The organism is Agrobacterium leguminum, from assembly GCF_005144435.2.
GTDB classification, from domain to species: domain Bacteria; phylum Pseudomonadota; class Alphaproteobacteria; order Rhizobiales; family Rhizobiaceae; genus Agrobacterium; species Agrobacterium leguminum.
On the sequence record NZ_CP120211.1, the window covers coordinates 1,383,699 to 1,409,760 of the forward strand.

24 protein-coding genes are annotated in these 26,062 nt (G+C 61.2%); 7 read left to right on the forward strand and 17 right to left on the reverse strand.

All coding sequences use genetic code 11. From position 1 onward, the window contains the following. Window positions 1-258: 258 nt before the first annotated feature. A complete protein-coding gene (locus CFBP4996_RS06815; RefSeq protein WP_080851817.1) occupies window positions 259-627 on the reverse strand; it encodes a gamma-butyrobetaine hydroxylase family protein in 369 nt (122 codons plus the stop codon). A 132-nt stretch (window positions 628-759) separates the two neighbouring features. Between CFBP4996_RS06815 and moaA the strand changes: the two genes are divergently transcribed. From moaA to mobB, 5 genes are all read left to right on the forward strand, one after another. After that, window positions 760-1,809 carry a GTP 3',8-cyclase MoaA gene (gene moaA, locus CFBP4996_RS06820; RefSeq protein ID WP_080851815.1) on the forward strand — a complete coding sequence of 350 codons (1,050 nt, stop codon included), beginning with the start codon at window positions 760-762 and terminating at the stop codon, window positions 1,807-1,809. A 160-nt stretch (window positions 1,810-1,969) separates the two neighbouring features. Continuing rightward, window positions 1,970-2,938, forward strand: coding sequence for a DMT family transporter (locus tag CFBP4996_RS06825; protein ID WP_080851812.1), 969 nt, complete (start codon window positions 1,970-1,972; stop codon window positions 2,936-2,938). 1 nt (window position 2,939) lies between these two features. After that, the gene (locus CFBP4996_RS06830) at window positions 2,940-4,139 is read left to right on the forward strand and encodes a multidrug effflux MFS transporter (protein ID WP_020809125.1); all 1,200 of its coding nucleotides are present in this window, start codon (window positions 2,940-2,942) and stop codon (window positions 4,137-4,139) included. Then, the gene (gene mobA / locus CFBP4996_RS06835; protein WP_080851808.1) at window positions 4,136-4,762 is read left to right on the forward strand and encodes a molybdenum cofactor guanylyltransferase MobA; all 627 of its coding nucleotides are present in this window, start codon (window positions 4,136-4,138) and stop codon (window positions 4,760-4,762) included. The genes CFBP4996_RS06830 and mobA overlap by 4 nt, the downstream gene beginning before the upstream one ends. Then, complete coding sequence (gene mobB, locus CFBP4996_RS06840) at window positions 4,759-5,274, forward strand: molybdopterin-guanine dinucleotide biosynthesis protein B (RefSeq protein ID WP_080851805.1); 516 nt, start codon at window positions 4,759-4,761, stop codon at window positions 5,272-5,274. Before mobA ends, mobB begins: the two co-directional genes overlap by 4 nt. Window positions 5,275-5,561: 287 nt before the next feature. Here the strand turns inward: mobB and CFBP4996_RS06845 are convergent, their stop codons facing one another. From CFBP4996_RS06845 to CFBP4996_RS06905, 13 genes are all read right to left on the reverse strand, one after another. Beyond that, entirely contained in the window at window positions 5,562-7,127 is a 1,566-nt protein-coding gene (locus CFBP4996_RS06845) for a LysM peptidoglycan-binding domain-containing M23 family metallopeptidase (protein WP_162935861.1), read from the reverse strand. Between the two features lie 345 nt (window positions 7,128-7,472). Further along, window positions 7,473-8,126 (reverse strand): protein-L-isoaspartate(D-aspartate) O-methyltransferase, encoded by a 654-nt coding sequence (locus CFBP4996_RS06850; RefSeq protein ID WP_003522731.1) that lies wholly within the window; start codon window positions 8,124-8,126, stop codon window positions 7,473-7,475. After that, entirely contained in the window at window positions 8,123-8,893 is a 771-nt protein-coding gene (surE, locus tag CFBP4996_RS06855) for a 5'/3'-nucleotidase SurE (RefSeq protein ID WP_020811580.1), read from the reverse strand. Before surE ends, CFBP4996_RS06850 begins: the two co-directional genes overlap by 4 nt. Before the next feature lie 206 nt (window positions 8,894-9,099). Next, window positions 9,100-10,383, reverse strand: a complete 1,284-nt coding sequence (gene serS / locus CFBP4996_RS06860; protein WP_078053082.1) for a serine--tRNA ligase — start codon at window positions 10,381-10,383, stop codon at window positions 9,100-9,102. 101 nt (window positions 10,384-10,484) lie between these two features. Next, window positions 10,485-11,288 carry a twin-arginine translocase subunit TatC gene (tatC, locus tag CFBP4996_RS06865; protein WP_003522727.1) on the reverse strand — a complete coding sequence of 268 codons (804 nt, stop codon included), beginning with the start codon at window positions 11,286-11,288 and terminating at the stop codon, window positions 10,485-10,487. Then, window positions 11,285-12,043 carry a Sec-independent protein translocase protein TatB gene (gene tatB / locus CFBP4996_RS06870; protein ID WP_080851801.1) on the reverse strand — a complete coding sequence of 253 codons (759 nt, stop codon included), beginning with the start codon at window positions 12,041-12,043 and terminating at the stop codon, window positions 11,285-11,287. The genes tatC and tatB overlap by 4 nt, the downstream gene beginning before the upstream one ends. A 157-nt stretch (window positions 12,044-12,200) precedes the next feature. After that, window positions 12,201-12,407 (reverse strand): twin-arginine translocase TatA/TatE family subunit, encoded by a 207-nt coding sequence (locus CFBP4996_RS06875; protein ID WP_003509722.1) that lies wholly within the window; start codon window positions 12,405-12,407, stop codon window positions 12,201-12,203. Between the two features lie 128 nt (window positions 12,408-12,535). Further along, the gene (gene scpB / locus CFBP4996_RS06880) at window positions 12,536-13,270 is read right to left on the reverse strand and encodes an SMC-Scp complex subunit ScpB (RefSeq protein WP_121490267.1); all 735 of its coding nucleotides are present in this window, start codon (window positions 13,268-13,270) and stop codon (window positions 12,536-12,538) included. Next, window positions 13,260-14,108 carry a segregation and condensation protein A gene (locus tag CFBP4996_RS06885; protein WP_003522723.1) on the reverse strand — a complete coding sequence of 283 codons (849 nt, stop codon included), beginning with the start codon at window positions 14,106-14,108 and terminating at the stop codon, window positions 13,260-13,262. Before CFBP4996_RS06885 ends, scpB begins: the two co-directional genes overlap by 11 nt. A 58-nt stretch (window positions 14,109-14,166) precedes the next feature. Next, window positions 14,167-15,183 carry a beta-N-acetylhexosaminidase gene (nagZ, locus tag CFBP4996_RS06890; RefSeq protein WP_020811354.1) on the reverse strand — a complete coding sequence of 339 codons (1,017 nt, stop codon included), beginning with the start codon at window positions 15,181-15,183 and terminating at the stop codon, window positions 14,167-14,169. Window positions 15,184-15,443: 260 nt separating this feature from the next. Next, entirely contained in the window at window positions 15,444-18,479 is a 3,036-nt protein-coding gene (locus CFBP4996_RS06895) for an SPOR domain-containing protein (protein ID WP_137396231.1), read from the reverse strand. 66 nt (window positions 18,480-18,545) lie between these two features. Continuing rightward, window positions 18,546-20,303 carry an arginine--tRNA ligase gene (argS, locus tag CFBP4996_RS06900; RefSeq protein WP_003522720.1) on the reverse strand — a complete coding sequence of 586 codons (1,758 nt, stop codon included), beginning with the start codon at window positions 20,301-20,303 and terminating at the stop codon, window positions 18,546-18,548. Between the two features lie 75 nt (window positions 20,304-20,378). Next, entirely contained in the window at window positions 20,379-21,596 is a 1,218-nt protein-coding gene (locus CFBP4996_RS06905; protein WP_078053126.1) for a deoxyguanosinetriphosphate triphosphohydrolase, read from the reverse strand. Window positions 21,597-21,811: 215 nt separating this feature from the next. Between CFBP4996_RS06905 and erpA the strand changes: the two genes are divergently transcribed. Together erpA and xth are read left to right on the forward strand one after the other, a co-directional pair. Next, entirely contained in the window at window positions 21,812-22,144 is a 333-nt protein-coding gene (gene erpA, locus CFBP4996_RS06910; RefSeq protein WP_080851799.1) for an iron-sulfur cluster insertion protein ErpA, read from the forward strand. Window positions 22,145-22,449: 305 nt separating this feature from the next. Further along, entirely contained in the window at window positions 22,450-23,247 is a 798-nt protein-coding gene (gene xth, locus CFBP4996_RS06915; RefSeq protein WP_080851795.1) for an exodeoxyribonuclease III, read from the forward strand. A 58-nt stretch (window positions 23,248-23,305) separates the two neighbouring features. Here xth and exoR read toward each other — a convergent pair whose 3' ends face one another. The 3 genes from exoR to CFBP4996_RS06930 form a co-directional block, all read right to left on the reverse strand. Continuing rightward, complete coding sequence (gene exoR / locus CFBP4996_RS06920) at window positions 23,306-24,100, reverse strand: exopolysaccharide production regulator ExoR (RefSeq protein WP_080851793.1); 795 nt, start codon at window positions 24,098-24,100, stop codon at window positions 23,306-23,308. A 1-nt stretch (window position 24,101) separates the two neighbouring features. After that, on the reverse strand, window positions 24,102-24,395 hold the full coding sequence (locus CFBP4996_RS06925) for a hypothetical protein (protein WP_080851791.1): 294 nt from the start codon (window positions 24,393-24,395) through the stop codon (window positions 24,102-24,104). Window positions 24,396-24,663: 268 nt separating this feature from the next. Continuing rightward, a complete protein-coding gene (locus CFBP4996_RS06930) occupies window positions 24,664-25,947 on the reverse strand; it encodes an outer membrane protein transport protein (RefSeq protein ID WP_080851789.1) in 1,284 nt (427 codons plus the stop codon). Window positions 25,948-26,062 lie beyond the last annotated feature (115 nt).

Here is a 26,062-nt window from a genome sequence, read left to right on the forward strand (position 1 = left end):
TAGCGCATCGGCGTGAAAAGCGAAAACGATTTTACTGAAGGACGATGCGCAGATTCAACGGGTTATTTGTCCATCAGGCATGAGGGCTTCAGATGCCGCTGTCCTCCTCCCCCTCATTCCTGTGCTTGTCACAGGAATCCAGTCGACGCGCGTCTGCGCGGCGGGAGGAGTCTTTTTCAGCCCAAGGACTTGGGCTGGCTGGATTCCTGTGACAAGCACAGGAATGAGGGGAGAAGCGTCCGCAGGCCTTGCGTCCGCCTACCGGTATCGCGGTTCCCTGCTCAAGCCCTTTTCGGTGAGCTGCCGCTCATAATCCGCAAACAGCGCATCGCCGGTCTCACCCAGTTCCTTCAGATATTTCCAGGTGTAGATGCCGCTATCGTGGCCATCGTCGAAAACGATGCGAACCGCATAATTGCCGGTGGCGACCATGGAACGGATGGCAACATCGCGTTTGCCGGGCACCGTGACCTTTTGTCCCGGCCCATGGCCCTGCACCTCGGCAGAGGGCGAAAGCACGCGCAGCATCTCGGCTTGAAGCCGGTAAACGCTTCCATCGTCGAAGGAAACGGTCAATTCGCGCCGGTCTTTCGACACAAGCAGCTCGGTCGGCCAGGCATCGCTCATTTTTCACTTCCGCAAGCTCGTCATATGCGTCAGAATTACGGACTTGCCTCACGATAGGCAAGCCACTACATCACCTGATAGAGCACACATTCGGCGTGTGTGCCCGGCGCAAGGCGCATTGAGGATGGAGACGTGAACGGTTTCTCCGGCTCGCTTGAAAAAGCGAAAACCCTGACGGAAAACAGCACACCGATGGTGGACCCTTTCGGCCGCGCCATCACCTATCTGCGCGTTTCCGTCACCGACCGCTGCGATTTCCGCTGTACCTATTGCATGTCCGAACACATGACCTTCCTGCCGAAGAAGGACCTTCTGACGCTCGAAGAACTCGACCGGCTCTGTTCCGTCTTCATAACGCGCGGCGTGCGCAAGCTGAGGCTGACCGGCGGCGAGCCGCTGGTGCGCAAGAACATCATGTCGCTGGTGAGGAACCTCGGCCGACATGTGCGCACAGGCGCCCTCACCGAGCTGACGCTGACCACCAACGGCTCGCAGCTTGCGAAATTCGCCGCGGAACTCGCCGATTGCGGCGTGCGCCGCATCAACGTGTCGCTCGATACGCTCGACCGCGATAAATTCCGCCACATCACCCGCTGGGGCGATCTCGACCGTGTCATGGAGGGGCTAGACGCCGCCCAGGCCGCGGGTATCAAGGTCAAGCTCAACGCGGTGGCGCTGAAGGACTTCAACGACGCCGAGATTCCCGATCTCATGCGTTTCGCCCATGGTCGCGGCATGGACCTGACGGTGATCGAAACCATGCCGATGGGCGAGATCGAGGAAGACCGGACCGACCGCTACCTGCCGCTTTCGCAGTTGCGCGCCGATCTGGAAAAGAGCTTCACGCTCATCGACAGCGACTACCAGACCGGCGGCCCCGCCCGTTACGTGACGGTGAAGGAAACCGGCGGCCGGCTCGGCTTCATCACGCCGATGACCCATAATTTCTGCGAAAGCTGCAACCGCGTCCGCCTCACCTGCACCGGCACGCTTTATATGTGCCTGGGCCAGGATGACGCCGCCGATCTGCGCACCGCGCTGCGCGCCTCAGACAGCGACGCCTATCTTTCCAGCGCCATCGATGAAGCCCTTCTGCGCAAGCCGAAGGGGCATGATTTCATCATCGACCGCACCCACAACCGGCCTGCCGTCTCCCGCCATATGAGCGTGACCGGCGGCTGACACTGTTTCTCGTCCACCCACCCATATAAACGGTTGAAATGCCGGCTGTGCCGTGCCACGTCTCTTTACATGGAGGAATGCGCGGTCACGCCGGAAAGGCGGCCCAAATCGCCCCGAAAGGGCGGCCGGGAAAACCGCGCATGGTCTGGGATATTTTGGAATGGCATTGACGGACAATACGCGCGGCGCCCTGTTGATGGCGCTCGCCATGGCAAGCTTCACGGCCAACGACGCCCTGACGAAATCCGTCACCCCCTATATCAACACCGGCCAGATCATGTTCGTCCGCGGCATCATGACGGTGGTGCTGATCTACATCGCCGCCCGCCATTTCGGCGCGCTCCGGCCGCTGAAAACCCTCATGCGCCCCATTATCATCCTGCGCTGTCTCTGCGAGGTGACGGCGGCCGTGCTCTATCTGACGGCGCTCGGCCTTATCGAATTTTCCAATGCCTCGGCCATATTGCAGTCCCTGCCCCTGGTGGTGACGCTGGGTGCGGCGCTGTTTCTGCGCGAACCCGTGGGCTGGCGGCGCTGGGTGGCGATCATCGTCGGTTTTATCGGCGTGCTCGTCATCATCAGGCCCGGCCCCGAAGGCTTCACGCCGGGTGCTCTTCTGGTCGTCGCATCGCTCGCCGTCACCGCCGCGCGCGATCTGCTGACCCGGAAAATGTATGCCGATGTGCCCTCGCTCGCCATCACCGTCATCACTGCCTTCGTCAACATGGCGGTGGGCGGCCTGCTGATCGTGCCCTTCGGCGGCTGGCAACCGATGAACTTCATGATCGTATCGCATATGGCCGCTTCGGCCATTCTCGTGCTGGTCGGCTATCAGGCGATCATACTGTCGATGAGATCGGGCGAAATCTCCTTCGTCGCGCCGTTCCGTTATACCGGCCTGCTCTGGGGTTTCATGATCGGCGTGTTCTTCTTCAATGAAAAGATCGACAATTACACCATCGTCGGCGCCATGATCGTCATCGGCTCGGGCCTTTATACCTTCTACCGCGAAAGCCTGCGCAAGCGCTCGCAGATGGCCAAGCGCGCAGCCGCCACACCCACCGCCGCGACCACGGTACGGCCGGCTTCCGTAACGAAAACTGCCGTTACGGAAGAGGCGGGAGAATGACATGAACAGCGGCCGTTTTCTGGACAGGACCACCCCGCCCCACATCATCACGCTGGTGGTCATCGCCGGCGTTGCGGCGCTGTGCATGAATGTGTTCCTGCCCTCGCTTGCGGCCATGGCGGTTTATTTCGAGACCGACTACGCGGTGATGCAATTTGCCGTTTCGGGTTATCTTGCCGCCACCGCCTGCCTGCAGCTCATCATCGGCCCGCTCTCCGATCTCTTCGGACGCCGCCCGGTCATGCTGGCCAGCATCGCCATCATGATCGTCGCAACGCTCGTCTGCATGCTCGCGCCCAACATCACCGTCTTCATGATCGGGCGCGTTGCGCAGGCGGCCGTCGTTTCCGGCTTCGTGCTGGCGCGCGCCATCGTGCGCGACATGGTGCCCATGGAACAGGCGGCCTCGATGATCGGCTACGTGACCATGGGCATGTCCGTGGTGCCGATGGTGGGGCCGACGGTTGGCGGGCTGCTTAACGACATTTCCGGCTGGCAGTCGAGCTTCGCCCTCCTCTCCCTGCTCGGCGTCGGCATTCTGGTGCTCGCCTGGTTCGATCTCGGTGAAACCAACCACAATAAATCGGCGAGCTTTTCGCAGCAGTTTCACGCCTGGCCGGAACTTCTGCGCTCGCCGCTCTTCTGGGGTTATGCGCTGACCTCGACCTTCTCATCGGGCATGTTCTTCTCCTTCCTCGGCGGTGCGCCTTTCGTCGGCAGCGTGCTTTACGGGCTTGCGCCGGCCATGCTCGGCCTGCAATTCTTCTTCATGGCCAGCGGTTACATGCTCGGCAACTTCATCTCCGGCCGTTATGCCAGCGAAATCGGCATTACCCGCATGATGCTGTCGGGCAATGTCATCGCCATTGCGGGCATCGCCACGACCATGATGCTGATCTCCGCCGGGGCGGAAAGCGCCTATGCGTTTTTCGTGCCGCTCGCCTTGATCGGCGTCGGCAACGGCGTGACACTGCCGAGCGCCAATGCAGGCATGGTCAGCGTCCAGCCGCATCTGGCCGGTTCCGCCTCCGGCCTTGGCGGCGCGATGACCATCGGCGGCGGCGCAGCGCTCTCGGTGCTCGCCTCCTCGGTCCTGTCCAGGGAGGACGGAACCTGGCCGCTTCTTCTGGTGATGCTGGCGACCGGCCTTGTCGCCCTCCTCACCACCTATGTCGTAAGGCTGCAGGAAAAGCGGGAATGACGGCCCCTTTCGAAATACCCGGTCTCGTGCTCGCCGGCGGGCTTTCGCGGCGCATGGGCAGCAACAAGGCGATGGTGCAATTGGGCGATGCGCCCCTCATCTCCCATGTCATCAACCGCATCACGCCGCAGGTCTCAGATGTCACCATCAACGCGGCCAATGGCTGGGCGGAGAGTTTCGGCCTGCCGCTGCTGCCCGATACGATGAACGGCCATGCCGGGCCGCTCGCGGGTATTCTGGCCGGCATGCGCCATTTCCAGCACCGCAGGGATGCGGCGAGCCACTTCCTGACGGCGCCCGCCGACAGCCCGTTTTTCCCGGACGATCTCGTGGCGCGGCTTTACGAACACCTGTCGGACAATGCGATCGTCATCGCCGCCTCCAGCGGCCAGCTTCACCCGGTCTTTGCGCTGTGGCCGCTGGCGCTGGCCGACGATCTCGAGGCGTGGCTGAAGAACGATGCGAACCGGCGCATCCGTGCCTATCTCGCCCGGCATGTCACCATCGGCGTGGCCTTCCCGCCGCTGGAAACGGCAAAGGGCAGCCTCGATCCGTTCTTCAACATCAACACGCCGGATGAACTGGCGCTGGCGCGCAGCTATCTGGAGAACCTGCAATCATGACGGCACAAAAAGTCTTCGGCATCGCCGGCTGGAAAAACTCGGGCAAGACCGGCCTTGCGGTCCGTATCGTCACCGAGCTGACGGCGCGCGGCTACCGTGTCTCCACCATCAAGCACGCCCATCATGATTTCGATATCGACAAGGTCGGCGCGGACAGCTGGCGTCACCGGCAGGCCGGCGCACATGAGGTCACCATCGTTTCCGGCACCCGTTTCGCCATCATGCATGAATTGCGCGGCGAACCGGAACCCTCCTTCGAGGATATTCTCGCCCGCCTCGCCCCCTGCGATCTGGTGCTGATCGAAGGCTACAAATACGAGCCGGTGCCGAAGATCGAAGCACGCCGGCTGGAGGCCGCCAAGACCGAACCGCTTGCGCCGCTCGATCCGCATATCGTCGCCATTGCCGCCGATCACGCGGTGACGGGCACGGCGCTGCCGGTTTTCGATCTCGACGATACCGGCGCCATTGCCGATTTCATCGAGAAGACGGTTGGGTTAGTGAGGGCGTAAACAGGCGTCAGAACGGAGCAGCGTCGGCGCCCAGGCCGCCTCCCCACTTCCGTCATACCGGCCCTGAGCCGGTATCCAGCCAGCCCAAGTCCTTGGGCTGAAAGGACCCTCTCGCCGCGCCGACGCGCTGGATGCCGGATCAGGTCCGGCATGACGGAGGAGATGTGCCATGAAGCCGAAACCCACAACGCCTGCCGCAACGACGACGCAAGCTTCCGTGATCCCCCACCCAAAAATGAAAAAGCCGGGCTCTTCACCCGGCTTCATCATTCCTTGAGACGCAATACCTATTCAAGGAAACTGGAGGGGTTCACCGGCGTCGCATCCTTGCGAACTTCGAAGTGAACCTGCGGACGCTTGGCGCTGCCGGTCATGCCCGATGTGGCGATGGTCTGGCCGCGCTGAACCTTCTGGCCGCGCTGCACATCGAGATTGGCGGCGTTGCCGTAAACGGTGACCTTGCCGTCGTCATGGCGGACGAGAACCGTGTTGCCGAGCTGCTTCAGGCCGTTACCCGCATAGATGACCACGCCGTTTTCGGCGGCCTTGATCGGCGTGCCTTCCGGAACGGAGATGTTGATGCCATCGTTGCGGCTGCCTTCGACATTGTCGCCGAAATTGTTGATGACCGCGCCGCGAACCGGCCAGCGATATTTGCCGATGCCCGTGGATTCCGGTGCGACGGAAGCCATGTCGGCCTTTTTCTCGATGTCGCTGACACTGGCGGTGGCCGGTGTGGCAGGCGCAGTCGGAGCCGCGGCAGCAGCCGGCGCCTTGTACGGCTCAGGCTTGGCCGATGCGGTTTCGACCGGCTTGGCCGCTTCCTTGGCGGGAACGGAAGCCGTCTTGATGGCATCCGTCGAAGCGCCGGGCATGGTGAGCGTCTGGCCGACGCGGATGCTTTCGTTGCTGAGACCGTTTGCCGCCTTGAGGGCAGCGACGGACACGCCGTTTTCGCGGGCGATCTTCGCCAGGCTGTCGCCCGGCTGAACCTTGTAGCCACCGGTCGGCGGCAGCGGCTTGCCGCCGGGAGGCGTCAGCTTGCCGGTCTCGGAGGAAACCTTGTCGCGGGCGGCGGCCTGCGACGGCAGCACGGCCACGTTCCCTTCAGGACTACGCAGCGGTGTCGGCTGGTCGCCATTGCGGTTGAGAGCGATATCGCCGGCCGCGTCCTTGGCGGCATTGCGGACCTGACCGAACTTCGGAATGAGGATCGACTGGCCGGCCTGCGCCGAGGATGCGGTCTTCAGGCCGTTGACGCGCAGCAGTTCCTTTTCCGGAACGCCGTAGCGGTTGGAGAGGGTCGCGATGCTTTCTCCGGGACGCAGGGTCACGGAGGAAGCGCCATCGGTGTGCCAGCCGTTCTTGTCGGAACGAACGGTTGCGGTCGTCAGATTGTCGGTGACGGGAGCGGCAGCCTGCCGGGCGGGCGCTGCAAGAGACGGTGCGGCCTTGGGCTGAGCGGACGGGAAAGGCTGGGCCATGGCTTCGTTGCGGGTCGACGGATCGCGGCTTGCCACCGCCGTCGGCGCCGACAGTTCGGAACGCTGCACCGGAGAGGCCGAAGCCGAGCGGGCCGTGGAAGGCTGAACGCCGCCATAACCGCCCGATTGCGGGTAGGAATTGCCCGCCATGTTCTGGTTGGCATAACCGCCCTGCGGTGCGGCAGAGGCGTAACCGCCATTCATGTCGCCCTGCGGAACCGGGGCCTGCCCGTAAGCACCGCCGCCCTGACGGGCAGGAATTGACGCCGTGGTCATCTGATCCGGTCCACTGGAAAAGAGGCCGCTGAACCGCGTTGCATCCGAGCTACAGCCCGTTGCGACGCTTGCCAGCAATGCCGCTGCGAACATTTTTGCGACTGATTTTCCGATTTTAGACGAATGTCTCATACGCATGACTCGATCTACACTGACGCCAACCCGCCGCATCGAGACCGATCCGGCACAAATTTCACTTCTTGCAAGGCCCATTTCCCGAAGTGGGGAAAACCATGCGTCGATGTTTATGATTAAAGCGCGTTAGTGTTACCACGCCGTTAAAACGTTAAGCCGTTCAGCGCTTTTTTGACACTTCGATAACCATGACGAAAACCGGATGCGTCATGTTGATACAATAATGATATTGAAAATCAGATAGTTGCGGCAATTCAGAACATTAGGATACAAAAATAGAATGTCGCCAAAATTTTCATTTTGTCACAAATGACGCGCAATATGAGTGCTGAGCGGCAGGTAAGGCGCCTCGAACAGCTCTTCCTTCTCGAAGCGGCTGCCGGTCTTGGAGAAGCGCGTCATCACGCAACGCTCGTCTTCGAGAATGATCGGCGCGATCATCATGCCGCCCGAAACGATCTGTTCGGCAAAGAAGCGGGGCATGGTGGTGAAGGCGGCGGTGGAGACGATGCGGTCGAAGGTACCCTCGCCCACCAGACCGTTGCTGCCATCCGCCTGACGGATGACGACGTTGCGGATGGAGAGATCGTCGAGACAGTTCTGCGCCTGCTGCACCAGCGTCTTGTAACGCTCCAGCGAAAAGACGCGCTCCACCCGGCGAGCGATGATCGCGGTCATGAAACCGCTGCCCGTGCCGATTTCCAGCACGCGCTGGCCGGGTTTCAGTTGCAGACGGGCAAGGATCTTCACCGCCATGTCGGCGCCTTCCATGAAGGCGCCGCAGTCGATCGGGATCGTGCGGCTGGAATAGGCGTCCGCCGCAAATTGCGGCGGCACGAATTTGGAGCGTGGCGTCTGCTCGACCGCCGTCAGAAGGTCAAGATCGGAAATCCCCTCGCCCCTTAAGCGGAGAACGAGAGCGGCAAAACCTTCCTTTTCGACCATTGCGGATTTCAATCGGCGACTCCGAATCCAAGTGCTTGCGCAACCCGATCCTTCACCGTGTAGTCCGTCAGGTCAAGCTTAAGCGGTGTGACGGAAATCTTGCCATGTTTCAAAGCGTGGATATCGGTGCCTTCGCGGAAGGTGCCGAGACGCTCGCCGAAGCGCAGCCAGTAATAGGGAAAACCGCGGCCATCCTGACGCTCTTCCACCGTCAGGCCGAAATCGAGCTTGCCCTGTCCGGTCACGGAAACGCCCTGCACATCCTTGGGCGCGCAATTGGGGAAATTCAGATTGAGGAACGTGCCATCGGGCAGATCGACATTCATCAGCTTGCGCAAAAGATCCGGCGCATAGGTCTCGGCGACTTCCCACGGCACGACACGGCCGTCGGCATGGCTGAAGGCCTGGCTGAGCGCAAAGGAGCGCACGCCCTGCAGCGTGCCTTCGATGGCGCCGGCAATGGTGCCGGAATAGGTCACGTCATCGGCCATGTTGGCGCCGGCATTGACACCGGAGAGCACGAGATCCGGCTTTTCCGGCAGGACTTCGCGAATGCCCATGATGACGCAATCGGTCGGCGTGCCGCGCAGCGCGAAATGCTTGTCGGAAACTTTTCGCAGACGCAGCGGTTCGGACAGGGTCAGCGAGTGCGCAAGACCGCTCTGGTCGGTCTCCGGCGCGACGATCCAGACATCGTCGGACAGCGTGCGGGCGATACGCTCCAGCACGGCCAGACCTTCGGCGTGAATACCGTCGTCATTCGTCAGCAAAATCCGCATGTTTTCCTCCGCTGCTGCATCCCACTATGAGGACACAATGATTTCTCTCACAGAAGCACCCCCACGACCGTCATTCCGGCCTTGAGCCGGAATCCAGTCGACGCGCGTCTGCGCGGCGGGAAGAGTCTTTTTCAGCCCAAGGACTTGGGCTGGCTGGATTCCGGCTCAAGGCCGGAATGACGGCCGCGCCCTTAGCAGACGAACAATCAGGCCGCCTTCTCGATGCGCTTCAGACCGCCCATATAGGGCAGCAGCACGTCTGGAATTGTGACGGAACCGTCCTCATTGAGATAATTTTCGAGAACCGCGATCAGGCAGCGGCCGACGGCCGTGCCGGAGCCGTTCAGCGTGTGTACGAACTTCGTCGCCTTGTCGTCCTTGCCGCGATAGCGCGCATTCATGCGTCGCGCCTGGAAATCGCCGCAGACCGAGCAGGACGAAATTTCGCGATAGGTGTTCTGCCCGGGCAGCCACACTTCCAGATCGTAGGTCTTGCGGGCGCTGAAGCCCATGTCGCCGGTGCAGAGCGTCATGGTGCGGAAATGCAGGCCAAGGCGCTTCAGCACCTCTTCGGCGCAGGCCGTCATGCGCTCATGTTCGGCAACGGCGCTTTCCGCATCGGTGATGGAGACGAGTTCGCACTTCCAGAACTGGTGCTGGCGCAGCATGCCGCGCGTGTCGCGGCCGGCCGAGCCCGCTTCCGAACGGAAGGACGGCGTCAGCGCGGTGAAGCGCAGCGGCAGCTTCTCCTGGTCGAGAATTTCGCCGGAGACGAGGTTGGTCAGCGTCACTTCCGCCGTCGGGATTAGCCAGCGGCCATCCGTGGTCCTGAACAGGTCCTCGGTGAATTTCGGCAATTGGCCGGTGCCGAACATCGCCTCATCGCGCACCATCAGCGGCGAGGACACTTCGGTATAACCGTGTTCGCCGGTATGCAGGTCGATCATGAACTGGCCGAGCGCCCGTTCCAGACGCGCGAGCTGGCTGGTCAGCACGGTGAAACGTGCACCGGAAAGCTTGGCGGCGCGCTCGAAATCCATATAGCCGAGCGCTTCGCCGATATCGAAGTGTTCCCTGGCCTCATGGTTCCAGCCGGGCTTCTGGCCGACCACGCGGGCCACCACATTGTCATGCTCGTCATTGCCGTCGGGCACGTCATCGAAGGGCATGTTGGGCAGGCGCGACAGCGCATCGTTGAGCTCGGCGGTAACCTGACGGTCTTCCTCCTCCGCACGCGGCATGTTTTCCTTGAGATCGGCGACTTCCGCCTTGAGTTTTTCGGCAAGCTCCATGTTCTTCTGCGCCATGGCGGCGCCGATTTCCTTGGAGGCGGCGTTGCGGCGCGATTGCATGTCCTGCAGGGACTGGATGACGGAACGGCGCTTTTCATCCAGCGCGATCAGGCCGCTGGCGGCGGGCTCCGCGCCACGGCGTGCAAGCGCCGCATCGAAAGCTTCGGGGTTTTCGCGTATCCATTTAATGTCGTGCATCGTCGTTCCAGACCGTTGTTGCATCGTCGCGTTTTACAGCAAAACGCCGGGCATGAGCCCGGCGCGAGGAAATGTCGTGAGCGGCGAGACCTTCAAGAATGTCAGGTCTCCTCCAGCTCCGTGCTTTTGGATTCCGCCGCACGTTTCCTCTCCACGAGTCGAGCCATGTAGATGGAAATCTCGTAGAGAATGATCGCAGGCAGCGCAAGACCGATCTGGGACATGGGATCCGGCGGCGTCAGCACGGCGGCGACCACGAAGGCGAGGACGATCGCGAACTTGCGCTTTTCCCGCAGCCAGTCGCTGGTCAAAAGCCCGACGCGCGCCAGAAGCGTGGTGACGACAGGCAGCTGGAACACCAGACCGAAGGAGAGAACCAGCGTCATGATGAGGCTCAGATATTCCGACACCTTCGGCATCAGCGAAATCGCCACCTCGCCATCCTCGGGCAATTGCTGCATGGCGAGGAAGAACCACATGACCATGGGCGTGAAGAAGAAATACACAAGCGCCGCACCGATGAGAAAAAGGATCGGCGACGCGATGAGGAACGGCAGGAAGGCCGCCCGCTCGTTCTTATAGAGACCGGGCGCCACGAATTTATAGAGCTGCGAGGCGACCACCGGAAACGAGATCACCATCGCGCCGAACATGGCGACCTTGATCTGCGTGAAGAAGAATTCCTGCGGCGCGGTATAGATCAGCGACGATTTCGTGACATCGAGGCCCGCCCAGAGAACCGCCCATTTGTAAGGAATGACGAGCAGGTTGAACAGGTGCTTGGCAACGGCGAAACAGGCGATGAAGGCGACGAAGAACGCGCCGAGCGCCCAGATCAGCCGCGTGCGCAACTCCATGAGATGCTCGATAAGCGGCTGCGGCTTGTCCTCGATATCCCCGCTCATGCTTCATCCTTTTTGGGCTTTGCGGCCTTGGTTTTTGCCGTTTTCGCCGGCTTGGTCTCGGCCACGACCGCCTTGTCTGCGGCAGACTTCCTGACGGCCGCCTTTTTGGCGACGGCCTTCACGGTGGGATTGGAAACAGCGGGCTTCGAAACGGCGGGCTCACTGGTTTTCGCGGCGGTTTTCGTGGCCGGTGCGGTTTCGGGCGCTGCCGCCGCGGCCTTGCTGCGGGCGGCGCGTTTGGGCTTGGCGGCAACCGCTTCGGCCTCCACGGTCGCAATCGATTTCGCCCGCGCGCGCTTCGGCTTCTCCTCCGCAGCGACGGCTGCGGCGACCGGCGCGGCGACAGCAGGCGGCGCATCCGGCAGCTTCATCTCCGGCTCGGGCACGCTGACCAGCGGCGCAACCGGCTCGCTTGTGACGGGCGCTGGGGTGGAAGACAGGCCGTCCGGCGGGGTGGTCGCCTTCTGCAGATCGGACTTGATCTCATTGCCAAGCTGGCGAAGCGGGTTCATCGCATCGCGCAGCGAATTGGTGGGGTTGAGATTGCGGACATCGGAGATGGTCTGGCGCACATCGTCCATGTCGGCCTCTTTAAGGGCCTCGTCGAACTGGGTGCGGAAATCCCCCGCCATCTTGCGAAGGCCGGCCATCGTCTTGCCGAAAGCGCGGATCATGGGCGGCAAGTCCTTCGGCCCGACGACCACGATCAACACGACCGCAATCACCAGAAGCTCGCTCCAGCCGATATCTAACATCAATATGCTCCCGAGACCCTAGCGCATCGGCCCTAAAAATCGGAATCGATTTTCGACCGGAACGATGCGCAACATACAAGTGGTAGAGCGTCCTTGTGCGTCCGAAAGAACGCACGGCGCTCTAGCGCCAGTCCCACACCAAGCGGCGACAGGCCGCTTACTTGATCTCGTCAGCCTTGTGGTCGACGGTCTTCGTGTTGGCATCGGCCGGCGGCGGCGTCTGGTCTTCGTCAGCCATGCCCTTCTTGAAGCTCTTGATGCCCTTTGCGACATCGCCCATCAATTCCGGGATCTTGCCGCGTCCGAAGAGGACGAGAACGATCACCAGCACGATGAGCCAATGCCACACACTAAAAGAACCCATAACTGAAACTCCTGAATTTCGCTTTCAGACGATGTAAGACGTTTGAAAGGCTTTTTCAAACGACAAATCGCCGCTTCGACAGCGAGTGCGCATAAAGTTTTCGTGGCCCCGCCAACAGGATGGCGATATCAGTCGTCGCCATCGCCGCCGCCCGGCGCAAGCAGGCCCAGTTCCTCGAGATCGAGCTGCGTGATCGGGTCTTCGTCCTCGCGCAATTCGTCGCTCATCATTGGCAGAGGAACGCCGAAATTGGAGGGAATGCGGCCCGAAAGCAGCCCTGCCCCCTTAAGCTCCTCGAGGCCCGGCAGATCGCGCAATTCCTCAAGGCCGAAATGGTCGAGAAACTCCACCGTGGTGCCGATCGTCACCGGCCTGCCGGGTGTGCGCCTGCGGCCACGGAACCTGACCCAGCCCGCCTCCATCAGCACATCAAGCGTGCCGCGAGAGGTCTGCACGCCTCGGATTTCCTCGATTTCGGCGCGTGTCACCGGTTGATGATATGCGATAATCGCCAGAACTTCCAGCGCCGCGCGCGACAGCTTCTTCGGCTCCTTTTCCTCGGCGCGGATCACGAAGGAGAGATCACCGGCGGTGCGGAAGGCCCATTGCCCGCCCACCTGCACGAGATTGACGCCCCGCTCCGCATAAAGAACCTTGAGATGCTGCAGAATGGCGACGACATCCATGCCGCGCGGCAAGCGCTCGGCGATGAAAGCCACGGAAACCGGCTCGGACGAGGCAAAAACCAGGGCCTCGGCGATCCGCTCGGCCTCCCTCAGCTGGCGCTCGGAAAATACCGCGGGTTCGGGCTCGGCCCCTTCGGCCGCGATGGTGGCCTCGGCGGTCTCGTCGTCATTCATCATTGTCAGTCCTTTCGGCATTCACCGCACGGTCGTCTCGTCCACCCTTACGCATATAAATGGGCTGGAAAGCGCCCTCCTGCCGGATTTGCAGCGAGCCCTCGCGCACCAGCTCCAGCGAAGCGGCAAAGGCGCTGGCAATCGCCGTCACCCGCATGGCGGGATCGGGCACATATTGCAGCAGATACTGATCGAGCACGGTCCATTCCCCGACATCGCCGAGGAGATGGGTCAGAAGCTCACGCGCCTCGACAAGCGACCAGACCTGCCGTTTTTCAATCGTGACCTGGGTAATCGCCTGCCGCTGCCGCAGATTGGCATAGGCGCTCAGGAGATCGTAGAGGTTCGCCTCATAGGCCGAGCGGTTGATATGCGGAATATGCTCCGGCGCGCCACGGGCAAAAACATCGCGGCCGAGCTGGGCGCGGTTGACAAGGCGTTCCGCCGCCTCGCGCATCGCTTCCAGGCGTTTCAGCCGGAAAGCGAGCGTCGCGGCCATTTCCTCGCCCGAGGGACCGTCATCCTTCGATTGCTGCGGAATGAGGAGCTTGGATTTGAGAAAGGCGAGCCACGCCGCCATGACGAGATAATCGGCCGCAAGCTCGATACGCACGCGGCGCGCGCTTTCCACGAATTGCAGATATTGTTCGGCAAGCGCCAGCACCGAAATGCGCGACAGATCGACCTTCTGCGTGCGGGCAAGATGCAGCAGCAGATCGAGCGGGCCTTCGAAACCCGCGACATCGATGACCAGCCCGGCCTCGCCCGTCAGCCGCTCCGGCGTCACATCCTGCCAGAGCTTGTCCATCGGTGTCGAATTGCGAGACTTGTCTGCGGCCATTGTTCCATCCGCCGGGCGTCCGGCCTGTCGTCCCGATTAACGGGCCGCCGCCCGACTGTCAGGAAACGGCCCACATGGCGTTGAATTCGGCTCTCAGTTCCGCTTCGTCGGAAGGGTCCGCAACGGGGAAACCCGCTTCCACGGCCCGCACCCGCTCCAGCGAACGGCCGGAAAGAACGGGAACCTCCTTCACGACCTCAAGCATTTCACCCATCACACCGTTGCAATGCAAGACTATATCGCAGCCGCCCGCAACAATATTCGCAGCTCTTTCACCGAGCGTGCCCTTCAGCGCATTCATGGAACTGTCGTCGGACATCAGCAGGCCGTCAAATCCGATCCGGCCGCGAATGATTTCCTCGATCACCTTCGGCGAGGTCGTCGCCGGCCGTTCGCGGTCGACGGCGTTGAATACCAGATGCGCGCTCATCGCCATCAATTCGCGGTTCAGCGCCCGGAACGGCACGAAATCATGGGCGTCCAGCTCATCGAGCGGCACATCGACGACCGGCAGTTCATGGTGCGAATCCACCATGCCACGGCCATGGCCCGGCATATGTTTCATGACAGGCAGCATGCCGCCCGCCTTCAGCCCGTCCGCCGCCGCCTGCCCCATCTCGGCCACCATGGTCGGCGTGTAGCCATAGGCGCGGTTGCCGATGACATTGCTGGCACCTTCCACCGGCACATCGAGCACCGGCAGGCAATCGACATTGATGCCGAATTTCATAAGGTCGAAAGCATGCAGGCGCGACATCAACCAGGCGGCGCGCAGACCCGCCCCCCGGTCGCGCTCATAGATTTCGCCGAGAATGCGGGCGTTCGGATAGGCCTGCAGGATCGGCGGCTTGATGCGCTGCACGCGACCGCCCTCCTGATCGATAAGAACCGGCGCGTCTGGCCGCCCGACGGCATCGCGCATGGCGGCGACGAGATCGGTGATCTGCTGCGGCTCGCCAATGTTGCGCCCGAACAGGATGAAGCCCCAGGGCTGCTCATCGCGGTAAAGGGCAATCTCGTCGGCAGTCAGCGAAAGCCCGCTGCATCCGAGGATCATAGCTTTGCAATCGGTCATGGTGTCACGCCTGTTACAGAATAGATGGGAAGAACTTTGCCTGCTCCTCGGCCAATGCCGGGGCGGCGACGTTTACCGTCCGTCACCCCGGCCTCCGAGCCGGGGTCCAGCGCGATCAAGTCCTTGATCGCGTAAGACTCGTTTCACGGCGCAGACGCGCCGTGGCTGGATGCCGGATCAAGTCCGGCATGACGGAGGTTAGGTGCTCCGTCACTGTCGTTAGACAACAGCGCCGGGGTACTACCCCCGGCGCGTCTCTATCACCGCGCCACGAGGCAGCTACCGCCGGCCGAGCGGAACTTTTCGCACAGCGCCACGGCTTCGTTCTTGTCACCCGCCGGGATGCGGACGCGGTAGAACGTGCCCTTGCCGGCGATTTCGGCGGCCTTGATGTCGACGCCGCGTCCACCGATGACCGAGCCGAACTTGGCCGACATGTTCTGGTAGGACTTCTGGGCTTCGGCCTGGCTCGGCAGCGAGGCGATCTGGATGTAGTAGCCACCGGCGGAAGGCGTGCTGGTCGCTGCAGGCGTCGCGGCTGCCGTCTGCTGCTGCGCGGCCTGCGGCTGCGCCGGAGCGGTCGCGGGGCGGACATTGCCCTGGTTGGTCACCGTTGCCACCACATTGGCGGGCTGCGAGGACGGACGTGCCGCAGGAACGGGCGCCGCCGACTGGGCAGCCGGTGCCGTATGGGCGGTCGGTGTCGTAGCGGCAGGCGTATTTGCCTGCGGCTGAGCCTGTTCCGGCGCGACCGGAACCCGCGATGCGGCGATGACGGCGGGAGCGCCCTCACCGGGCTTGGCGGTCTGCGGCGCTGCAAGCTCCTCAACCTTGTCGGCCTTCGGCGGCTGGGCTGCCGGTACCTCGACTTCCTGGGCAACCAGCGTGCCGTCAGGCTTGACGATCATGGTGCGGACCTTGCGCGGCGAAACGCCGGTTGCAGCCGAACCTTCGGTCTGTGCGGCCTTTTCTTCCGGCGAAAGCAGGCGCGGATCCTCGGTTTCGCCAACCGGCGTGCCGGCGGCTTCCATATCCGCGTCGTTTTCGCCTTCCAGCGGCAACTGTTCAGGGATCAGCGTGCGCTGCACCACATCCACCGGCTGCTCGTTGCTGGAAATCAGCGCCGGCTGCTTCGGATCGGCAGCGCTGCCACCGGCCACGCGGTCATAAACCGCCTTGTCCTGGTTCGGCACAACGCGACCGCCCGGATTTTCCGGCACGACCTTCATCGGATCGTTATCGGCGGAAATGATGACCGGTGCGCCATTGGAACCGGTGCTGGACGAACCGCCGGAGACCAGCGCGTAAACGCCGCCACCGATCAACACCAGACCGATTGCAGCGGCAACCGGCATGATCCAGCGGCGACCGCCGCGTTCATCTTCCTCACGATAGGCCGCCTGATGGTCGACATAGGTGTTTTCGGCATCGCGCGGGGCGCTGCCACGGGAAGCCGCAGCCTCCTGCATGGAGCGGCGGAAATCCTCTTCCAGCGCCCGTTCGAATTCATCGGCCTCTTCCGGAGCCTGCGCGGGACGCGCCTGGGCAGCGCCACGGTTTTCCGCATGCTTATGACGGTCGAGACCACCGGCAACCGCGGGCGCAAACAGCGTCGCAAGCTCGGTATCGATATCGAGATCTTCCTCGTGGCGGCGCGCGGCCGGCTTGGGTTCGAAAACCCCGACCGGCAGTTCCGGCACGTCCATCTCGACGATGTTTTCCGGATGTTCTTCCGTCTCGCCGATCTGGGAAGGATCGAAAGGCAGGCTTTCCAGCGTCTGCGGCGCGGCCGGCTGCGGTGCTGCGGCGGCCGGACGCGGCTGAACCGCAGCAGCGGCCACGGGTGCGGCAACGGCAACGGGAGCCGGGCGCGGCTGCGGCGCGGGCTGTTCCCTCACCGGCTGCGGCGCAACGGCAGCAGCGGCAACCGGAGCGGCCGGCGGCTGGCGAACGGGCTGCGGTGCGGGCGCAGGCGCAACTTCCGCCTCGGCGATTTCAGACAGGTCCAGATCAAGATCGAGATCGTCGAGCGCAAGCTCGAAATCATCATCGTTGAAGCCGGCGAAATCCGTGAAATCAAGCTCCTCAGCGGGTGCTGCGGGCGCGGCAGCGACAATCGGCGCTGCCTTCACCGGCGCAGCGGCAACCACGGGCGGCTCCACCTTCGCGGCCTGCGCAGCGGGAACGTCCTGCACCAGCGGTGTTTCGCCGCGACCGGGAATGGAATATTTCGCGACGTCGTAAATCAGCTCGTCCATCGGCGAAAGATGTTTCGTTGCCGGTTTCTCGGCAACCTCGAACGCCAGAGGCTCTGCGGCAGGCGCAAAGGTCTCGGCGACCGAAGGCGTAAAGGACGGCGCGGTCTCTTCCGCCTGAACGACGGCAGGTGCGGGAGCGGGCTCGACCTGCGGCTCGATACGGGCTGCGGCAGGCTGCTGTTCGGAACGCGGCTCGACCCGCTTCGGATCGGCGGCCGAAACATCCCGGCGCGCGCCGAAATTGGCAAGCGGCAGCCGCAGGCTGGAAAATTCCAGCGAGGAACGGCCGCCATGCGACGGCGGACGCACGGAAACCGGTGCGGGCGCTTCCTCGGCGACAGCTATTTCCACCTCATCGGCGAGATCGAAAGCCTGCGGCTCCGGCGCATAGGAATGAACATCGGCGTGAATGTTGCTCGAAACATCGGCCGGAAGCTCCGGCATCGTGTGCCATTCTGGCTCTACGGCCTGCGGTTCTTCCCATGCCACCTGCTGGGCGGCGGGCTGGTAAACCATCGGCTCGGCGGGACGCGACTGGCGCGAATGCACATCGAAAACTTCCGCCACCGCGGAGGCATCGTCGCGGAAATCCGCGCGAATATCCTGCGTGGTCGTTTCGACATAGTTGTGAATATAGGCCTGATCGACTTCCGGAAGCGGCTCTTCCCTCACCTCCGGTGCGGATGCTGCCACGGGCGCGGGTTCATCCGCCGGCGCAAGCTCGGGCTCGCGGCGGGCGAAAACCGATTCGACACGCTGCATGAAATCGTTGGGGTGGATGCCCGCACGAACATCGTTTGCCGGATCAAGAACGACCGGATCGGCGTGCGGTGCGTCGTAAACCTCGAATTCCCTCAGAAGCTCATCTTCGAGATTGAATTCGGGTTCGCGGCGGGTCACCGATGGCGCAGCCTCGGAACCCGCATGCGAAGGACGATCTTCGAAGCCGACGATACGCGCCAGTTCTGCCAGAGGATCGTTGTCAGCGAACCCTTCGGACCGGGCGTCCCGGTTATACGCGACATTTTTTTCGACCATTACGTGTTCCACCATCTACGCATTGCAGCTCTTGCCAGCGTATTGTGAGCAAATAATGGTGATATGTTATCGCATTTCAGCAGGTGCGTCCGCTCCTAAAAGCGTAAGGCCGGACCTCAAAACATTTGCGACAGCATTCACCAGCCCAAGTCTGGCAATGCTCAATTCTCGGTTTTTATCGTTAATAAAACGTAATTCCGGCTGGTCTTTACCCTTGTTCCAGTGTCCATGGAAGGAACTGGCGAGATCGTAGAGGTAAAAAGCAAGCCGGTGCGGCTCATGCGAAAGGGCCGCCGATTCGATCAGGCGCGGATATTCCGCAAGCTTTGCAACCAGCTGCAACTCATTGATATCGCTAATCAAAGCAACAGAGGCCGCCATCTCTTCAGCCGACGGAGAAAGCCCCGGAAACGCTTCCTGCGCCTGCCGGAAGATCGACATCGAGCGGGCATGCGCATATTGCACGTAAAAAACCGGATTATCCTTCGATTGTTCGGTCACTTTCGCGAAATCGAAGTCCAGCGGCTCGGAATTCTTCCGATAAAGCATCATGAATCGCACCGGATCGCGACCCACTTCGTCGACAACATCGCGCAGCGTGACGAAGTCGCCGGAGCGCTTCGACATCTTCACCGGCTCGCCATCGCGGAACAGCTTGACGAGCTGGCACAGAAGCACCGTCAGTTTCGACTTGCCTTCCGATACGGCGCGCGCAACCGCTTCCAGCCGCTTCACGTAACCGCCATGGTCGGCCCCGAGCACATAGATCATCTCAGAGAAACCACGGTCGAACTTGTTTTTGAAATAAGCAACGTCGGCGGCGAAATAGGTGTAGGAACCGTCCGACTTCATCAGCGCGCGGTCCATGTCGTCGCCCACCTCGGTGGAGCGGAACAGCGTCTGTTCGCGGTCTTCCCAGTCTTCCGGCAATTCGCCCTTCGGCGGCGGCAGGGTGCCCTTGTAGACATGGCCCTTGAAGGTGAGATCGTTGATGGCCGAGAGGATCGGGCCGCCATTGCCCTCATGCAGCGTGCGCTCCGAGAAGAACACATCGTGCCGGACGTTGAGCAGCGCCAGATCCTCGCGGATCATCGCCATCATCGCGTCGATCGCCTTGTCCTTGACGATCGGCATCCACTTTTCCTCGGGCATGGCGCGCAGCTTGATGCCATATTCATCCGCCAGCGCCTGACCGACGGGAACGAGATAGTCGCCGGGATATAGACCGGACGGAATGGTGCCGATATCTTCGCCGAGCGCCTCGCGGTAACGCAGGAACACCGAACGGGCCAGCACATCGATCTGCGAGCCGGCATCGTTGATGTAATATTCCTTGGTAACGCCGTAACCCGCAAAAGCGAGCAGGTTCGCCAGCGTGTCGCCGACGACGGCGCCACGGCAATGGCCGACATGCATCGGGCCTGTCGGATTGGCGGAAACATATTCGACGTTGATCTTCTGGCCCGCACCGATAGTGGAACGGCCGAAATCGACGCCCTGCCCGATCATGTCGGCAAGCAGACGCTGCCAGTAACCGACGGAAACCTTGAGATTGATGAAGCCCGGACCCGCGACATTGACGCTATCGACATCGCCATCGGCCTGAAGGGCGGGCACGATGAGTTCTGCCAGCGCGCGCGGATTGGTGCCGAGCGGCTTCGCCAGTACCATGGCGGCATTGGTTGCGACATCGCCGTGGCTGAGATCGCGCGGGGATTCGACGGTAATTCGACTGAAATCGACCTTTTCGCGGTTCTCTTTCACGAGATCGAGGGTCTCGAGCGCGTTTTTGATCCTGGTATCGAAATCGGCAAAAATGTTCATCGTTCCAACCTGCGCGAAGGGCTTCTGTTTATATCCGGCCTTTTAACCGGGTCGGCTTCGCGATCGCCCGCTGCCCTATCGCAAATCGGGGGTGTGGTCAAACAGCCGCTGGTGGGCGCGCAGTGCATAACTGTCGGTCATGCCGGCCAGATAGTCGCCCACATGCCGGGCTTTTGCAGCTACGCTCATGCCGGAAATGCTGTCCACCCAGTAGTGGCTCTGCATTTCCGCCGGCGTTTCCATATAACGGTGGAAAAGATCGGTGACGATCTGTGTGGCGCCGGCGCGAATGCGCATGATTTCCGGGTGGCGGTAGATATGGCCGAACAGCAGTTTCTTGATCTGCCGGTCGGTCTCGGCCATTTCCGGCGAGAAAGTCGCAACGGTGAAATCGGCAGCGCGAATATCCGCCGCACTCTTCGGCTTCAGACGGGCGAGATTCTGCTGTGCGACGCCGATCACATCCTCCACCATATGGGTGATCTGCCGACGCATGATCTCATTGGCGAAACGCTCCTTGTCGAGTACGGGATATTTCGCCCGCACCTCGGCCATCAGGCCGCCGAGGAACGGCACCTCCTCCAGCATCTCGAAGGTGAGATAACCGGCACGCAACCCGTCATCGATGTCGTGGGTATTATAGGCGATGTCATCGGCAATCGCCGCCACCTGCGCCTCGAGGCTGGCATAGCTGCCGATTTCCAGATCCTGCAGCTCGCAATATTCGAGGATGGGCAGCGGAACCGGTCCCTTGATCCCCTCGCCCCTGGCATTCACCAGCGGGCCATTGTGCTTGACCAGCCCTTCGAGCGTCTCCCAGGTCAGATTGATGCCGTCATATTCGGCGTAACGACGCTCCAGCTTGGTGACGATGCGCAGCGACTGGGCATTGTGGTCGAAGCCGCCATAGGGCAAAAGCACCGCATCCAGCGCATCCTCGCCGGTATGGCCGAAGGGCGTATGGCCGAAATCATGCACCAGCGCCACGCCTTCGGCCAAATCCTCATCGAGCTTCAGCGCGCGGGCGAGCGCCCGGGCGATCTGCGCCACCTCGATGGTGTGGGTGAGACGCGTGCGATAATGGTCGCCGTCAGGGCTGATGAACACCTGCGTCTTGTGCTTCAGGCGGCGAAAGGCTGTCGTGTGGACGATGCGGTCGCGGTCGCGCTGGAACTCCGAGCGCGTCAGGCTTCCGGTTTCGGGAAAAAGACGCCCGCGCGTGGTCCATGGATCGGAGGCGAAAACCGCCCTCTCGCCGCTTCCGAAACCCAATGCGCGCTGGTCTATGATCATGCATCCACCTGTTGTCTTCTCCAGCCGGGACTTCCTTTTGGTCTCGGCCATTGACCTTTTCATTCACCCTTCATACCTATCGCAGAGGTCGGCGCAAAGCATCATCGCCGCGCTGACCGCCTTCACACAGGCTATAGACCGTTAATTTGACCGGTTTATAATGGTGACAACGAGATTATTGCTCTCCGGTTCTTGACCCCGGCAGGAGAAACGACATGGAAAACAGCGACATTACCCTTTCGGAAGCTGCGGCGAAGCGAATCGCCCAGATCGTCGCGGCCGAAGCCGGCAAACAGGCGCTGCGCGTCTCGGTGGAAGGCGGCGGCTGCTCGGGCTTCTCCTACAAGTTCGATCTGGCTGAAGACAAAGCCGATGACGACATCGTGATTGCCCGCGGCGACGCCACGGTGCTGATCGACAGCCTGTCGGTCGTCTATATGGCCGGCTCTGAAATCGACTTCGTCGACAATCTGCTCGGCCAGTCCTTCCAGATCAAGAACCCGAATGCTGTGGCAAGCTGCGGCTGTGGCACCAGCTTTTCTATTTGAGTGGGAAATACCGGCGCGCAATCCGCACGCCAGTCACCAAGCTTTGAAGTAACTCGCATCTCTCTCCTCATTCCTGTGCTTGTCACAGGAATCCAGTCGACGCGCGTCTGCGCGGCGGGAAGAGTCCTTTCAGCCCAAAGACTTGGCTGGCTGGATTCCTGTGACAAGCACAGGAATGAGGGAGGAGAAACGCAGCGACCCCGCCCGCCCGGCGTCTTTCCACCACATCCGCACCATCAATTTCCAAAAACGGTGGCAATCGCTTTTGCATCGGGTAAAAGTACCCTCGCAAAAGGGAAACTCCGATGAAGATTGCCACCTGGAACATCAATGGCGTCAAGGCGCGTATCGAAAACCTCTGCCAGTGGCTGAAGGATTCATCGCCCGATATCGTCTGCCTTCAGGAAATCAAATCGGTCGACGACGGTTTCCCCCGGCTGGAGCTGGAGGCGCTCGGCTATCACGTCGAGACCCATGGCCAGAAGGGCTTCAACGGTGTCGCCCTGCTCTCGAAGGTCAAGCCCGACGAGGTCAATCGCGGCCTGCCGGGTGACGATGCCGATGAACAGGCGCGTTTCATCGAAGGCGTGTTTTCCGTCGATGGCGGCGCGATCCGCGTCTGCTCGCTTTACCTGCCGAACGGCAATCCGCCGGACGATCCGGTGAAATATCCCTATAAGCTTGCCTGGATGGAACGGCTACGGCATTTTGCCGAAGATCGCCTCGCGCTCGAGGAACCGCTAATCCTTGCGGGCGACTATAACGTCATTCCCGAACCCTTCGATTGCCACGACCCCCGTGTCTGGGAGGGCGACGCCCTGTTCCTGCCGAAAACACGCGCAGCCTTCCGCAAGCTGGAGAATCTGGGTTTCACCGACGCCGCACGTGCGACGACGGATGAAGCAGGACTTTATTCCTTCTGGGATTATCAGGCCGGCGCATGGCCGAAAAACAACGGCATCCGCATCGATCATCTGATGCTGTCGGCCGAAGCTGCCGACAGGCTGCAATCCGTCAGCATCGAAAAACATGTGCGGGCTTGGGAAAAACCGTCCGACCATGTGCCGGTCTGCGGTTATTTCGATTTCAGTCCGGTCGGCTGACCGGCTTCCATCAGACGGAAGAAGCCGCCTCGATCGCCATTCTCAATCCGGCCCGTTCTCAATCCGGATCGTTGAACTGCATGTTCTGCGCCATGGCGATGGCGGCGCGGCGATCGTTCTCACCGGCAAGCGAAAAAGCCTGCTCCTGCAGGTTCTGTATCCAGGTGCAGTCCGCCGCCGTGCATTTGTCGAGCGCCGCCGTCATGAAGGCCAGCCCCTGTGTCGTCTGGCCTTCCTGGAAGATCAGGTTGCCGAAAATCGACATGGCGCCGGCATGGCCGTGCTTGCGGGCCTGGTTGAGCCACTTCTTGGCCTGCTGCACATCGGCGCGGCCGCCCTCGCCGGCGAGAATCATCTCCGCCAGACGGAACTGCGCCTCCGCGACGCCAAAGGTGGAAGCAACCTGGAAATAAAGCTGGCGGGCCTGCGACAGGTCCATCTTCACCGGACTGCCGGGAATGCCGTGACGGTAATAATCGGCAAGGGAAAGCAGTGCATTGACGAAAAAGCCGGTATCTTCCGAACCCGGCTCCACGCCCTGATTAGCGATTTCGCTGTAGATCTTGAAAGCTTCGAAGTCGTTCTTGGCGACGCCATCGCCAAAGGCATACATATTGGCAAGCGCCCAGCGCGAGCCGGTATGGCCCTTTTCAGCCGCGTAGCGATAGGCCTCGACGGCTTCGCCCTTATTGCCGTTCTTGTAGGCCTTGAAGCCGAACTTGAACAGGTCGAAGGGGCCGGATTCCTTGGTCACGCCCGCATTGATGTCAAAAGCCGCAGCAGGCATTGCGAGCGACGCAAGCAACATGCCCATGAGGAGCGGCTTTAAAACGTTGGCTTCACATTTCAGCATTTCAGCGAACTTCTCTCACTCTTCCCGGCATATAGCCAATACTTGCGGAATACTGCAAAGCCGAACCCCGCCGGGTCGCGATTTTTCGAACACACTGCGTCTTTCCGGCAGCACTTTCCAGCGCACCACCGGTGGTCTTTTGCGGCAATTGCCCTAATTTTCCAGTGAGACAGATATAGGCATAATTTCCGGCAATATAACGGCATTTCACCGTCCACCGGTCAGCGCCAAACAAGAAAGCCGGATGAAATTCCCGTATTACTTGCTTAAACCCTGAATCCAAACCCGTTTTCACTTTCCGGCCTTGCGCACCACCACATCAAACGCCTGCATGTTCTTCCATTCCCGCGTCCCTAAACATAAGCCAAGCACCCTGTTTGTGGCGGGAAATGGACAGATATGCTCACATTCCAACGCGACCACACGCTTGCAGAAAAGTGTTGCCAAATCGTCACAAAACTTTCGGGCTAGAAAATTTTATCGAGCAGGAATCATAGTCGCGCATGAAAAAAGGCCCGGTTGGTAAACCGGACCTTTATTTTAGCATCTGCGGAAGGATGATGTCAGAACTTGACCTTCACGCCGGTCGAGATCGCCGCCACGACGTCGCTGCCGAAGCTATAGCCAGCCTCGTCGCCGCAGGTCGCGGTGCCGACGTTGCTGCAGCGGCCGCCGCTGATCGAGGATTCACCCGAGGTCAGCAGGCCGACAGCACCGGCGATCTTGAACTCGACGTTCGGCGTGGGCGAATAAACGAGCTGGGTGCCGACCATCCAGGTATCGGTCTGCGTGCCGATAACCGTCGATGTGCCGCGATCCCAGGTCAGGCTGACGGCGCCGCTCCACTGGTCGTTGAACTTGTGGCCGATACCGCCGGTAACCGTCCAGCCGTCACGATAATAAAGATCGAGCGTGGTGAGCGAGGTGACGCCCGCAATACAGGACGGGACACCGACCTGGCAGAAAGGCACGACCTGAATCTGGCTCCAGTCCGTCCACTTGACCGAACCGAAAGCGAGCCAGTTCGGCGCAATACCGGACTGCACCTTGAGTTCCAGGCTGTCAGGCATGGAAACCGAGCCGTAAACCGGGGTAACCTTGCCGCCGTAAGCGATGAGAGCCGGGCTGCCGGCTGCCGGAAGGCTTCTGAGGTCGACCGTACCGTTCAGATCGTGATCGACCGCGCTGTTATAAACGAGGCTCGTGCGGAAAGCGATTTCCGGTATCTCATAAGCGATACCTGCGCGCCATCCCCAGCCGTCGCCTTCCATATCGAGCTTGCCGACACCGGAATAAAGGGAAGGATAAGCCGGACCGAGCGCCGTCGGGGAAATCACCTGACGGTATTTATAACCGCTGACTTCCTGATAGAAGCCGCCGCCGATGATCGAGAAATCGCCCTTGCCGAGATCGAACTTCACGCGGCAGGTGGTGGCGTAGTTATGCGACTTGACCTTGGTTTCGATATTGTAGCTCGACCCCTGCCAGATGCCGGGGTTCAAATCCGCGCCCCAGGGCTGCGAATAGTCGAACATGCAGTCGCCGAAATCGCCGATGGCCGCCTTGGCGCCAACGCGCGTCGACCAGTAGTTTTCAGAATCGTCGGCGGTGGTCGACCAGGAACCGGGCAGCGGACCGCCGCTCTTCAGCGGATTATCGCGCGCATTCTCCACCTTGCGCTGCGGCGCGACGAAAGTGGCGGAACTGTCGAGAACGTAATCGGACGGATCGAACAGCAGATCGATATTGTAGCCGCCGCGCTCAAGGCCACTCGCCAGTGAGGGCGTTACCGCCGCGATGCTGACTGCGAAACATACCGCGCCGCGAAAAATTGCAGTTTTTGCCATCTCTCTCCCCAATCAAGGCAATGTGATCATCAAAAGAGTGAAGCGCTTCGCAGCAAATGACAATCTGCCGCACTCTGGCACAGTTCTGCGACACTTCTCCATTTTTTACGTAAGA